Source organism: Herbidospora mongoliensis, assembly GCF_001570545.1.
GTDB classification, from domain to species: domain Bacteria; phylum Actinomycetota; class Actinomycetes; order Streptosporangiales; family Streptosporangiaceae; genus Herbidospora; species Herbidospora mongoliensis.
In genome coordinates this window covers 267,772-280,340 of record NZ_BBXD01000019.1, presented here as the reverse complement: position 1 = coordinate 280,340, position 12,569 = coordinate 267,772, and the positions used below count along the sequence as shown (strand labels likewise).

The window sequence follows — 12,569 nt, the reverse complement described above, 5'->3', positions numbered from 1 at the left end:
AATCAGGCTTCGCTTTCGCGGGTTCGCGCGAGCTTCTCGTTCTCCCTGGCCTCGCGGGCGCGGACCTTCTCCTGCTCGCGCCGGAGCTTCTCGGCCTCCTTGGCCTCGCGGTCGCGCTGCTTCTCGGCCTCGCGCCGGACCTTCTCCTGCTCCTTGCGCTGACGGCTGAGCTCTCTGGGGTCGGTGCGCGGCTCGGGCGGCAACGGCGGCGCCAGCACCAGCCCACGGGAGGAGTTGGTGAGGCCGGGCACCGGATCGAGGTCGCTCAGCCCGTTCCAGCACAGGTTCACCAGGTGGGCGGCGACCGCCTCGCGGCTGGGCCGCCGGACGTCGAGCCACCACTGGCCGGTCAGGGCGACCATGCCGACGAGCATCTGGGCGTACATGGGGGCGAGCTTGGGGTCGTAGCCCCGGCCTGCGAACTCGTCGGCCAGAACGTCTTCGACCTGGCTGGCGATGTCGCTGATCAGACTGGCGAAGGTGCCGGTGCCGGAGGCGGCGTGGGAGTCGCGGACCAGGATCCGGAAGCCCTCGCTGCTCTCCTCGATGTACTGGAGCAGCGCCAGCGCGGCGCGCTCCAGTTTCACCCTCGCGTGGGTCGCCGACAGCGCCTGGGTGACGAGGGTCAGCAGGCGCTGCATCTCGCGGTCGATGACCACGGCGTAGATGCCTTCTTTGCCGCCGAAGTGTTCGTACACCACGGGCTTCGACACGCTGGCGTGGGCGGCGATCTCCTCCACCGAAGTGCCGTCGAAGCCCTTCTCGGCGAAGAGGGCACGACCGATCTGGATCAGCTGCTCGCGCCGCTCCGCGCCCGTCATTCTCCTGCGGGTTCTGGATTCGGTCACGGGACCATAATGGCGGGCTGTGGGAGTGCTGGGTGAGGCCCCTGACTATGCAACGCGTTTCGCCGCCAGCCGCTCGGCGTTCGGCCAGCGCACGTCGTAGGCCCAGCCGAACCGCTCGAAGATCTTGATGGTCCCCGCGCTCAGGTCGATCTGGCCCTTCAGCACACCGTGCCGCGCGCAGGTCGGGTCGGAGTGGTGCAGGTTGTGCCACGACTCGCCGAACGAGGGCAGCGCCAGCCACCAGACGTTGCGGGACTTGTCGCGCGACTCGAAGGCCTCGTCGCCGAACACGTGGCAGATCGAGTTGATCGCCCAGGTCACGTGGTGGAGCAGGCCGATGCGGACCAGGGTGCCCCAGAAGAACGCGGTCGCCGCGCCCTGCCACGACCAGGTGATCAGCCCGCCCAGGATCGCCGGCAGCGCCATGGACGTGATCGCCAGCACCGGGAAGAGCTTGTGGAACTTCACGATGTCGGGGTCTTTGACCAGGTCAGGGGCGTACTTCTCGCGGTTGGCGCGCTCGGCTTCGAAGAGCCAACCCATGTGGGCGTACATGAGGCCCTTGAAGACCGACCAGAACGAGGTGCCGAAGCGCCACGGCGAGTGCGGGTCGCCCTCCTTGTCGGAGAACTTGTGGTGCTTGCGGTGGGTGGCCACCCAGTCGAGAACCGACATCTCCAGCGACATGGAGCCCGCGATGCCCAAGGCGATCTTCAACGGCCGCTTGGCCTTGAACGAGCCGTGGGTGAAGTAACGGTGCAATCCGACCGTCACACCCAGGCCCGTGAACATGTAGAAGACGAAAGCGATGGCGACGTCGACCCAGCTCAGCCAACCCCAGGCCCACGCGGCCGGCACCGCGATGGCCAGCGCCACCAGGGGCGCGCCCACCACGATGCCGAAACTGATGATCTCGGGGGTGGTCTTCCGCTCGGGGTCCATGTCGGGTTTGGGCTGCTGAGGGCTGCCGGGGCGCTCGGAGACTACGGTCATCGACTACCTCACGATCTGTGGTAAGTGGTCCGGTTACGCCACCGTAACCTACGCCATCGTAAGTTAGGAAGTCCTAAGTCGAGAATGGGGAGAAGGTGTATGGGAGACGTCCATCTCATGGCGCGAAACTGTCTTGCGATAAAAGGCGCTGGTCTGCTATGGCGTGGCACGTTCCGGATGTCAGTCCCAACCAGCATCCTTTCCCTGGGCGTGCCCGGTAAGCTTGGTCGCGATCCGGCGTTGGGTAATTGGCAGCCCGCCAACCTTTGGAGTTGGTTTGTCCTGGTTCGAGTCCAGGCGCCGGAACCAATTAGCGTCTCAGGTAAGCTCACGTTGTCTCGCGGGTGACCGTGCGGCGTCCGTCAGCTGACCGTTTCGTTCGCGGATCCGAGGGAGCTCCCACAGTGAGTGCGCCGCGCCCGGCCGCCGTCATCGTCCTCGCCGCCGGTGAGGGCACCCGGATGAAATCCGCCACTCCGAAGGTCCTCCACGAGGTCTGCGGGCGCACGCTCGTCGGCCACATGGTGCACGCCGCTCAAGAGCTCGAACCCGCCCGGTTGATCGTGGTGGTGGGGCACGCCCGCGAGCGGGTCGAGGGCCATCTGTCGGCTTACCCGGATGTGACGGCGGTCGTACAGGAACAGCAGAACGGCACCGGCCACGCCGTGCGGATCGTGCTGGAGAACGTCGGCGTCATCGAGGGAACGGTCCTTGTCGTGTACGGCGACACGCCCCTCCTGCGCGGATCCACTCTGGCCGGGCTCCTGGAGAGGCACGCGTCCGACGGCAACGCCGTCACCGTGCTGACCGCCCACGTGCCCGACCCGACCGGCTACGGCCGGATCGTCCGCGGTGACGACGGGGCGGTCCTGGCGATCGTGGAACACAAGGACGCCACACCCGAGCAGCGGGCGATCGACGAGATGAATTCCGGCGTCTACGCCTTTGACGGAGCACTCCTGGCAGATGCCGTCAAGCGCGTCTCGACCGCCAACTCCCAGGGCGAGGAATACCTCACCGACGTGCTGTCGATCCTCCGCGAGGAGGGTCACCGCGTCGGCGCCCACGTCGCCACCGACCACGTCGAGGTCGAGGGCGTCAACAACAAGGCCCAGCTTGCGTTCGTCCGGCGGGTCCTGAACGACCGCATCGTCCACGAACACATGATCAACGGTGTGACGATCGTCGATCCGGCCTCGACCTGGATCGACGCCGATGTCAGGCTGGAAGCGGACGCCGTCATCCATCCCGGCACCCAGCTCCACGGTTCTTCCCGCGTGGGCACGGGCGCGGAGGTCGGCCCCGGCTGCACCCTGACCGACACCGTCGTCGGTGCGGACGCCGTGGTCCGCAACGCCGTCTGCGACTCGGCCGAGATCGGCCAGGGCGCGTCGGTGGGCCCCTTCGCCTACCTGCGCCCCGGCACCCGCCTGGGCGCCAAGGGCAAGATCGGCACCTACGTCGAGACCAAGAACGCCGTCATCGGCACCGGTTCCAAGGTGCCCCATCTGAGCTACGTCGGCGACGCGACGATCGGCGAGGGCGCCAACATCGGCGCCGCGACCGTCTTCGTCAACTACGACGGCGTGGACAAGCACCACACGACCGTGGGCGACCACGCCCGAGTCGGCAGCGACACCATGCTCGTCGCGCCGCTGACGATCGGCGACGGCGCCTACACGGCCGCCGGCTCGGTGATCGTCAACGACGTCCCCCCCGGCGCGATGGCCGTGGCACGCGGTCGCCAGCGAAACGTCGAGGGCTGGGTGATCCGCCGCCGGACCGGCACGAAGTCGGCCCAGGCGGCCCAGCGGGCCCTCGAAGCAGGGTCATAACAGTACGAGGCGCGGAAAGTCCCGCGTATCACCGGTTTCCCCGGGCCAGGAGGAGCAAGTCGCATGAGCGGGATCCAGACCATGGGCCAGAAGAACCTGATGTTCTTCTCGGGCCGGGCATACCCACAGCTTGCCGAGGAGGTCGCGCGCAACCTGGGGGTGGAGATCACCCCGACCTCCCTGCGTGACTTCGCCAACGGAGAGATCTACGTACGCTACCTGGAGTCGGTCCGGGGCTGCGACGCGTTCGTGATCCAGAGCCACACGGCTCCGATCAATCAGTGGATCATGGAACAGCTGATCATGGTGGACGCGCTGAAGAGAGCGTCCGCCAAACGAGTGACGGTCATCATGCCCTTCTTCGGGTACGCCCGGCAGGACAAGAAGGGCCGGGGCCGCGAGCCGATCACGGCCCGGTTGATGGCCGACATGTTCAAGCAGGCCGGCGCCGACCGTCTGATGTCCATCGACCTGCACACCTCGCAGATCCAGGGCTTCTTCGACGGACCCGTCGACCACTTGTTCGCGATGCCGATCCTGATCAACTACCTCCGCGACAAGATCGACCCGGCGACGACGACGATCGTCTCGCCCGACACCGGCCGCGTGCGGCTGGCGGAGCGGTGGTCCGACGCCCTCGGCACGCCGGTGGCGTTCATCCACAAGCGGCGTGATCTTGACGTGGCGAACCAGGTGAAGGTGAACGAGGTCGTCGGTAAGGTACGCGGACGCACCTGTGTTCTGATCGACGACATGATCGACACGGGCGGTTCGATCTGCAAGGCGGCCGACGCCCTCTATGACCACGGTGCGACCAATGTGATCGTGGCGGCCACCCACGCGGTGTTCTCCGATCCGGCGGTCGACCGGTTGAAGAACTCGGCGATCTCTGAGGTCATCGTGACGAACACGCTGCCGATCTCGGAGGAGCAGCGCTTCGACAAGCTGACCGTGCTGTCGATCGCGCCGCTGATCGCGCGAGCCATCACCGAGGTGTTCACCGACGGTTCGGTGACGAGCCTGTTCGAGGGCGACTCGTAGCCTGAAGGCCGGGGCATACCTGCTCCGGCCTTCTTTGTGTCCCGATATCAGGTCATATTGACCATAAGGTGGTCGCCCGCCTATAGTCGGTCGTGCGCCCGGGTTCGCCTCCCTTCCGAGGTGGCGGCCTGAACATCGAAACTCCGCATTTCTCCTGATCGCGATCTTTTATGGGCGCAGGTGATGAGAATTCGCAGGCATCGAGGGAGTGCCCGGTTCCTGGCACTGGCGGCGGCTCTCGCGGCGGCCGCGTGCGGGCAGACTCCACCGGAACAATCCCAGCCGCAAGTCACGGTCACCGCCACGGCGACCACCACGGCGACGGTCGCACCTTCGACTCAGGCGCCCGAGACCGTCTCCCAGCCCCCATCGGACACTGCCACGGTGCCGGATGTCGTCGGGCTCGACCACCAGCTCGCGCAGGACACCCTGCAGGCGGCCGGCTACTACCTCCTCGCGGAGGAGGACGTGACCGGTCAGGGGAGGGTCATCGCGTGGGACCGGAACTGGGTGGTGGTCGAGCAGAGCCCGGTCGCGGGGACCGCCGCCCCGCGTGACGCGACGATCACCTTACGCTCGCGGAAGAAGAACGAGCCGTGACCGGCATCTCCTTCTCGGACGCGCGACGGGCGGCGCGCGCGATCCGGAACTCGGAACACGCCGCCTCGGTGCGGGCGACCATCCGCCCGCCCGGTCAGTTCGCCGGCGTCCGCGACCGCGGCCCGATGCCGATCATCCTGTACGCCGCGGCCAGAGACGGCAGGCTCGTCTGGCGGGGACCGGACGAGTTCGCCCTGCTGGAGCCCCCCGTGGGCACCCGGCCGGAGGCCGGATCCCGGGGCGGTCCGACGCGCTGGCTGGACCGGCGCTGGGGCGGAGTCGTCGCCTTCGGTCCGCCGGCGCTGCTCCTGCTGGTGGCGGTCGCGTTCGTGCCGTTGGTCCTGGCGGCGCCGGGCTGGTTCGTCCTGCCGACGATCCTGTGCCTGGTGGCCCTCCTCTACGTCACCGTGATGATGGCGACGATGATGGTCCGCCTGATCTACCAGCTGATCCGCCCCATGGTGGAACGCGGTCGCGACCACCGCACGGTCTCGGACGAACTGGTCGGCGAACAGTGGTCGATCGCGATCTGCCACCTGGAGGACGCCCGGCGCGGCGAGGCCTTCGTCGACGAGATCAACCGCTGGTTGGGCCATCGCCTGCCGAAGGGATCCGACCCGGACGCGACACTGGTGTGCCGTCTGACCGGGGTCACGACGTCGGCCATGCGGGAGATCTTCACCACGAAGGCCCGGCACTCCCTCCTGGGCGTGGACGGAACCGGACTCGTGTTCCCACTCACTCCGCCGCCGGCACGGAACGAGCGCAACAGGGACAACGGGGTCACGTTCCTGCTGCTCTGGTTCGCCGCGAAGGCGGTGATCCTGCTGGCCATCGCCATCGCGGTGGCGTCGGCCGAACGGGACGTGTGCGGCGATTCCTGCGCGGGCCGTCCGGCGGAGTTCGGCCAGGCGGTGTGGTGGGTGATCTATCGCGCGGTGTTCACCGAACCGCCGGGGCTGAGCCCGGCGACCGTTCCGGGCTGGACGTTCGGATTTCTGATCAGCCTGTTGAGCATCGCGAGCGTCGCGGTGGTCGCCGCCGCCACCCGGTTGTACATCAAGGCGCGCCGCAGGGCACGCGACGAGTTCGACAGAAGGATCACCGACTTGACCGCGACGACGACGGTCCTGCTGCTGGTCGCCACGCAGGTGGAGCAGGAGCAGGTGACGCTGGCCGCCAGAGAGGCGACCGGGCAGGCGCCCGAGATCCTCTTCCTCGACCACCACGTGGCCTTCGACCTGGGTGTCGCCGGTGGCGCCCGCATCCTGCTCGGCCGTTGCGCGGCGGGGGCCGCGGCGGCCGGCGGGTCGGCGCTCACCACGCGGTCGCTCATCGATCAGCTCAAACCCGACTACCTCATCCTGACCGGCATCTGCTTCGGTCTGCGCCGCGAGCAGCAGCGGATCGGCGACATCCTGATCTCCGAACAGCTGCGCCTTCTGGACCCCAAGAAGATCGTGGACGTCGGAGGTGTCTCGGTCGAGATCCAGCGGGGCGCCCGTCCCGAACCGTCGGTCACGCTCCTGAACCGCACCTATGCCATGTCCGGTGGTCCCAAGACGCACTACGGGATCCTCCTGACGTCCAACGTCCTCGTCGACTCGGAGATCGAGCGGGCCCGCCTCATCGCCGAGAACCCCGACGCGCTCGGCGGCGAGATGGAGGGCGGTGGCTTCTACGCGGCCGCTGCCCTGACCGGCTCCCACTGGATCGTGATCAAGTCGATCTGCGACTGGGGGGCGAAGAAGACCAAGAAGGACCAGCCCCTGGCGGCCCGCAACGCGGCCGACTACGTCATCGGGATGATCGCGATGGGCGGCCTGGGAAAGGCCCCGCCTTCGGGGCGGCGGGAGCCGAGCCGGGCCTAACTGTTGTGATCGGCGCGGGTCATCGGGGGGAACAGGTTCTCCGCCTGCCCGCGCCGATACAGCGCGGCCGGGCGGCCGACCTCCAGTGAGCGGAACTCTCCGGTCGCGCGGACGAAGTCGACCGCTTTGGTGACCTTCCGCCGGAAGTTGCTCGGATCGAGGGGGAAACCCCACGTCACCTCGTAGACATGGCGTAGGTCGGCGAGGGTGAAGGGCTCCCGGCAGAAGGCCGCCGCCACGGTCGTGTACTCGAGCTTGGCCCGCGCCCGGTCGAGGCCCTCCTTGAGGATCTCGGCGTGGTCGAAGGCGTGCAACACGGTGGGGGACAGCGCCGTGCTCACGGGAACCCAGTGGGCCTCGCGCGCGTCGGTGCCCGCGACCGGAATCGGCAGATCGGGGCCGAGCGCGAGGTAGGCGACCGTGTAGGTCCTGCACCGGGGGTCGCGGCCGGAATCGCCGAAGGTCCGCAGCTGCTCGAGATGGAGGGTGCGGCCGTCGACGCCGGTCTCCTCCTCCAGTTCCCGGAGCGCGGCCTCGTCGAGGTTCTCGCCGACCCGGACGAATCCGCCGGGAAGAGTGAATTCACCTTCGAAAGGAGGCTTGCCACGCCGTATGAGAAGTACGTGGAGAGCGGCGTCCCGGATCGTGAAAATCACCAGGTCGACCGTCACCGCAGCCGGAACCGTTCCGTCGTACTTCTGTTCCCGATCATGGATCACTTCCCCAGGATAGCTATGGTCACAATGACCTAAACATGCGTAGCCGCCGGATGCCGGAGCTGGTCAGGCAAGTGGCCTCTCGCCAGCCGGTAGACTCGAAGGAGTGCCCGTAACGCCTTCCGCTAGGGCGGGTGAGGGTGGGCGCTAACCCGAAACCGAGATCCCTAGGAGATCGTCGTGTCCGAAGTCAAGATCGCTTCCGAGCTTCGCAATGAGTTCGGCAAGGGTGCCGCCCGTAAGATCCGCCGCGCCGACCGGGTGCCGGTTGTTCTCTACGGTCACGGCACCGAGCCCCGTCACCTCACGATGCCCGGCCACGAGCTGCTGCTCGCGCTTCGCACGCCCAACGTGCTCATCCGCGTCGAGGGTGCTGTCAACGAGCTCGCCCTCCCCAAGGGTGTGCAGCGTGACCCGATCAAGGGCTTCCTCGAGCACGTCGACCTGATCCTGGTTCGCCGCGGCGAGAAGGTCACCATCGAAATGCCGGTCACGGTCACCGGTGACGTCGTCAACGGCGCCATCCTCGACCAGCAGCTCGTGCAGATCTCGGTCGAGGCCGAGGCGACGAACCTGCCGACCGGTGTCGAGATCGACGTCGACGGCAAGGACGTCGGCTTCGCCGTCCACGCCGGCGACCTGAAGCTGCCCGAGGGCACCACCCTCGCGGTCGAGCCGGACATCCTGGTGCTCCACGTCCTGGGTGCGCAGGCCGCCGAGCTGCCCGACGACGGTTCGGAGGCCGCCGAGGCCCCCACCGCCGAGGGCACCGAGGGCGAGTCGGCTCCCGCCGCCGAATAAGGCGTTTCTGTAAGGTCCCCCACAGGGAGATCCTGTGGGGGACCTTTCCGCGTGTGAGGAGACATGCAGTGGACCGCTGGCTGATCGCCGGGCTGGGCAACCCCGGGCCCGAGTACGCCGGGAACCGGCACAACGCGGGCTTCATGGTGGCCGACGAACTGGCCGCGCGCGCCGGTGGGCGGTTCAAGGCGCACAAGTCCCGCGCGGAGGTGCTCGAAGGGCGGCTGGCCGGGGTTCCGGTGGTGCTGGCCAAGCCCATGACGTTCATGAACCTCTCGGGCGGGCCGGTGAAGGCCCTCGCCGACTTCTACAAGACCGGGCTCAACCTCATCGTCGTCCACGACGAACTCGACGTGCCCTGGGGTGCGCTGCGCGCCAAGCTGGGCGGCGGCGACAACGGGCACAACGGGCTGAAGTCGATCACGAAGGCGCTGACGCCCGAATACCTGCGGCTTCGGTTCGGGATCGGGCGGCCTCCGGGGCGGATGGACACCGCCGTCTACGTGCTCAAGGACTTCGCCACCGCCGAGCGCAAGGACCTGCCGTTCCTGGTCGACCGGGCGGCCGACATGGTCGAGTCGCTCATGCTCAACGGCTTGGAGCCCACCCAGAACAAGTTCCACGCCGGCGATCTGAACCCGGTCAAACCCCCGCGTTAGCCCATTCCGGCGTCCACGTGCCGGGCCCGGTCCTGGTGGTGCCGAGATGGGCGCGGAGCGCGGCGAGCGCGCCGTGGGAGTTGTCCCGGCGCCAGATCAGCGAGTGGGGATAGACCGGGGTCGGATCCTGTAGGGGAATGCGGCGCAACCCCTGCTCCACCGGCCAGACCAGCCGGGTCCCCTCCCCGACGAAGGTCGCCAGTTCCGGCGAGCCCGCGATCGTGTCGAGCAGCGGGTCGGTGCCGAACCCGGGCCCGGTGACCTCGATGGTCAGCCCGAACGCGGCGGCGAGGTCGTCGTAGTAGGCGGCCCACTCGGTCCCGGCCACGATGCCGGGCATCCAGATCAGATGCCCCGCGAGCTCGGCCGGACTGACCGCCGGGGCGTCGGCGAGCGGATGGTCCGGCCCGGTCAGCAGATGGACGGGCTCGTCGAACACCCGCGCCCCCTCGATGCCACCGGAAAGCCGCTCCCGGTCGACGGCACGGAACGACGCGTCGATCGACCCCGACCGCAGGGCCTCGATGGCCGCATCGGCGTCGAAGAGCGTGACGACGTCGAGCTCGACCTCGGGACACGCCCGATGGAACCCGCCCAGCACGCCTGCGGGGGCGAGCCGCCGTCCGATCACATCGACCCGCAGCGGCCGGCGCCCGGGACGGACGCTGGCCATCGCCCGCTCTTCGGCCCTGAGGAGGTCGCGGGCGTGCGGCAGGAACGCCTGCCCGTCGATGGTGACCCGCGCTCCCCGCGTGGTGCGCGTGAACAGGCTCACCCCGAGAACCCGTTCCAACGTGGCGATGCGCTTGGACACGGCCTGCTGCGTGACGGCCAGCTCATCGGCGGCGTCCTGGAAACGCCCCGCGTCCACGACGGCCACAAAGGTACGTACGGCGTCGAGGTCCACCCCGGCAGATTAGCCGGTCACAGGCGGAGCAAGGGCTTCACAACTTCTGGTTGTGGGCTTCGGACCACAAGTTGTTTGAGCGTGTCGTCCAAGGGCCGGTTTGATACCTGTCGTGGATCGGCGATTCAGGTGGTTGTGGGCGGCTTACGCGGTCAGTACCTATGGCACGTGGCTGGGGTTCGGGGCGTTTTCGCTGATCGCGGTGCTGGTGCTGGAGGTGGGGCCGGCGCAGGTGTCGGTGCTGTCGGCCGTCGGGCTGGCCGTGGGGGCGGTCGTCGCGGTGCCGCTCGGACCGTGGGTGGAGGGCCGGCGTAAGCGGCAGGTGATGGTCGCGATGGACCTGATCCGGTTCGCGGCCCTCGTCAGCGTCCCCGTCGCGTTCGTGTTCGGGTGGCTCTCCTTCGGCCAGCTCCTGGTCGTCTCCGTCATCGCCGCCGCGGCGAAGATCGCTTTCAACGCCGCCTCGGGGGCCTTCCTGAAGACGCTGCTCCCCCGGGAGGACCTGCTCGTCGCGAACAGCCGGCTGGAGTCCACCATGTGGTCGGCGAGCGTGGTCGGGCCGCCGCTCGGCGGGCTCGCGATCGGGGTGTTCGGTCCGGTCGTGACGGTGCTGGCGGACGCGGTCAGCTATCTGGTATCGGCGTCGTTCGTCCGGGCGATCGGCGGCGACGAGCCGCGTCCGGCGCGGAACGAAGCGCGGCTGCGGCCCGCCGACCTGGTCGAAGGGTGGCGCGACATCCTGGCCCACCGGCCACTGCGGCGGCTGTTCCTCAACGTGGTCTTCTTCAACGGCCTGCTGATGGCGACTGAGCCGCTCCTCGCCGTCCTCCTGCTGGACCGGCTCGGCTTCGCCGCGTGGCAGTACGGGCTGGTCTTCGCCCTGCCGTGCGTCGGCGGTCTCATCGGGGCCAGGCTGGCACGGCGGCTGGTGGCGCGGTACGGGCAGCGCGCGGTGCTGCGCGCGGCCGGGGCGCTGCGGGTGTGCTGGCCCTTCTGGCTGGCGTTCGTGCAGTCGGGGCTTCCGGGGATCGTGCTGGTGATCGTCATCCAGTTCGGCCTGGTGACCTGCTGCGCGGTGTTCAACCCGGTCGTGGCCACCTACCGGCTGGAGCAGATCGCCCCCGACCGGGTCGCCCGCACCCTGACCGCGTGGTCGGTCAGCACCAGCGGCAGCATCGCGGTCCTGACCGCCCTCTGGGGTCTGCTGGCCGCCGTCATCGGCCTGCGCGAGGCGATCGCGGCGGCCGGAGTGCTCATCCTGCTCACCGGGTTGTCAGGCAAACCCTGACGCGCTAATTTGTCAGGGTATCCCTGACGAATAGGAGCCTCCCATGACGACAGACGTGCGGATCCGCTGCTCGTTCTGCGGCAAGCCTGAGAACGAGGTCGAACGGATCGTCGCCGGCCCGGGTGTCTACATCTGCGACCAGTGCGTGAGCCTGGCCGCGACGGTCATCGAGCAGAGCGCCGCGACCGGCGAAGACAGCCCCGACAAGCCGAAACTCCCGATCTGGAACTCGCTCTCCGACGAGGAGATGCTGAGTCACATCCCCCGCGTCGCCGCCCACATCGACGCCACCGAGACCGACCTCACCGCCTGGGTGCGGGAACTACGCCGCCGGGGAGTCACCTGGGCGAAGCTGGGGGAGGCCCTCGGCATCACCCGTCAGTCAGCTTGGGAACGCTTCTCGGGAGAAGAATAAAAGATCAAACGCGCCATTCCATGATGTTCTGGAACAGGTCCGCCTGTTCGATCGCGTCGTCCAGCGCGTGATGTGAGTGGGGATGGGTGGAACGAAGCTCTTTCGGCATCTGTCGTTTCGATGACCACGTGAGTGGAACCCCCGCCTTCGCGGCGTAAAGGGTCTTGATGTCCATCGCCCTGGAATGTCCGAACGGCGAATCGCCGGTGAAATTCATGAAGTACCAGTAAATCCACATCCAGTCGAACGACAACGGAAACGCCACCAGCACCGGAGTCGTCCCGTCGCACACCTTCCGTACCCATGCGGCCGCCGACTCCATCGCCTCTTTGGGGTCCTGGCCCTCGCGGAGGAGCAGGTCACGGTCGAGGCCGCTCACGTCCAGGGCCGACTGGACGAAGGCGTCGCTGATCGGGCGGAGCTCCGCGTAGAAGGTCGTCAGCGTCGGGTCGCTCCGGGTGAAGCCGCGGCCCAGTCGCTTCCCCGCCACCGTCATTCCGAAACTAACCATGGAATACGGGCCGGGAATGGGGCCATCCGCCTCGATGTCGACAGAAATGTACGTCTCGGCTTTCACTGAATTCTCCGGGGAGCT

The 12,569-nt window shown here is 68.0% G+C and carries 13 protein-coding genes and 1 tRNA gene; 9 read left to right on the top strand and 5 right to left on the bottom strand.

Going from position 1 to position 12,569, the window contains the following annotated elements:
• Positions 1-2: 2 nt before the first annotated feature.
• Positions 3-848 carry a TetR/AcrR family transcriptional regulator gene (locus AW272_RS29085; RefSeq protein WP_369408785.1) on the bottom strand — a complete coding sequence of 282 codons (846 nt, stop codon included), beginning with the start codon at positions 846-848 and terminating at the stop codon, positions 3-5.
• A gap of 45 nt (positions 849-893) precedes the next feature.
• Positions 894-1,841, bottom strand: coding sequence for an acyl-CoA desaturase (locus tag AW272_RS29080; RefSeq protein ID WP_066371790.1), 948 nt, complete (start codon positions 1,839-1,841; stop codon positions 894-896).
• A gap of 233 nt (positions 1,842-2,074) precedes the next feature.
• On the opposite strand from AW272_RS29080, the gene AW272_RS29075 reads away from it, so the two are divergent.
• The 5 genes from AW272_RS29075 to AW272_RS29055 all read left to right on the top strand — a co-directional run bounded on the left by AW272_RS29075 (position 2,075) and on the right by AW272_RS29055 (position 7,188).
• Positions 2,075-2,150 (top strand) — tRNA-Gln (locus AW272_RS29075).
• A gap of 95 nt (positions 2,151-2,245) precedes the next feature.
• Positions 2,246-3,676: a bifunctional UDP-N-acetylglucosamine diphosphorylase/glucosamine-1-phosphate N-acetyltransferase GlmU gene (gene glmU / locus AW272_RS29070; RefSeq protein WP_066371787.1), complete on the top strand. Its 1,431-nt coding sequence runs from the start codon at positions 2,246-2,248 to the stop codon at positions 3,674-3,676.
• Between the two features lie 63 nt (positions 3,677-3,739).
• The gene (locus tag AW272_RS29065; RefSeq protein ID WP_062440257.1) at positions 3,740-4,717 is read left to right on the top strand and encodes a ribose-phosphate diphosphokinase; all 978 of its coding nucleotides are present in this window, start codon (positions 3,740-3,742) and stop codon (positions 4,715-4,717) included.
• Between the two features lie 183 nt (positions 4,718-4,900).
• Positions 4,901-5,317 carry a PASTA domain-containing protein gene (locus tag AW272_RS29060; RefSeq protein ID WP_066371785.1) on the top strand — a complete coding sequence of 139 codons (417 nt, stop codon included), beginning with the start codon at positions 4,901-4,903 and terminating at the stop codon, positions 5,315-5,317.
• Entirely contained in the window at positions 5,314-7,188 is a 1,875-nt protein-coding gene (locus tag AW272_RS29055) for a 5'-methylthioadenosine/S-adenosylhomocysteine nucleosidase family protein (RefSeq protein ID WP_066371783.1), read from the top strand. The genes AW272_RS29060 and AW272_RS29055 overlap by 4 nt, the downstream gene beginning before the upstream one ends.
• Here the strand turns inward: AW272_RS29055 and AW272_RS29050 are convergent.
• Entirely contained in the window at positions 7,185-7,904 is a 720-nt protein-coding gene (locus AW272_RS29050; RefSeq protein ID WP_245657779.1) for an NUDIX hydrolase, read from the bottom strand. The two genes, AW272_RS29055 and AW272_RS29050, sit on opposite strands and share 4 nt — an antisense overlap.
• A gap of 180 nt (positions 7,905-8,084) precedes the next feature.
• On the opposite strand from AW272_RS29050, the gene AW272_RS29045 reads away from it, so the two are divergent.
• Positions 8,085-8,705, top strand: a complete 621-nt coding sequence (locus AW272_RS29045; RefSeq protein ID WP_066371779.1) for a 50S ribosomal protein L25/general stress protein Ctc — start codon at positions 8,085-8,087, stop codon at positions 8,703-8,705.
• Positions 8,706-8,773: 68 nt separating this feature from the next.
• On the top strand, positions 8,774-9,364 hold the full coding sequence (gene pth / locus AW272_RS29040) for an aminoacyl-tRNA hydrolase (protein ID WP_066371777.1): 591 nt from the start codon (positions 8,774-8,776) through the stop codon (positions 9,362-9,364).
• Here the strand turns inward: pth and AW272_RS29035 are convergent.
• On the bottom strand, positions 9,348-10,271 hold the full coding sequence (locus AW272_RS29035) for a LysR family transcriptional regulator (protein WP_066371774.1): 924 nt from the start codon (positions 10,269-10,271) through the stop codon (positions 9,348-9,350). The genes pth and AW272_RS29035 overlap by 17 nt on opposite strands.
• A gap of 112 nt (positions 10,272-10,383) precedes the next feature.
• On the opposite strand from AW272_RS29035, the gene AW272_RS29030 reads away from it, so the two are divergent.
• Both AW272_RS29030 and AW272_RS29025 read left to right on the top strand, forming a co-directional pair.
• Complete coding sequence (locus AW272_RS29030) at positions 10,384-11,559, top strand: MFS transporter (RefSeq protein ID WP_066371772.1); 1,176 nt, start codon at positions 10,384-10,386, stop codon at positions 11,557-11,559.
• Positions 11,560-11,602: 43 nt separating this feature from the next.
• Entirely contained in the window at positions 11,603-11,974 is a 372-nt protein-coding gene (locus tag AW272_RS29025) for a helix-turn-helix domain-containing protein (RefSeq protein WP_066371770.1), read from the top strand.
• A 4-nt stretch (positions 11,975-11,978) separates the two neighbouring features.
• Here the strand turns inward: AW272_RS29025 and AW272_RS29020 are convergent, their stop codons facing one another.
• Positions 11,979-12,551, bottom strand: a complete 573-nt coding sequence (locus tag AW272_RS29020; RefSeq protein WP_066371767.1) for a 3'-5' exoribonuclease domain-containing protein — start codon at positions 12,549-12,551, stop codon at positions 11,979-11,981.
• Positions 12,552-12,569: the final 18 nt, after the last annotated feature.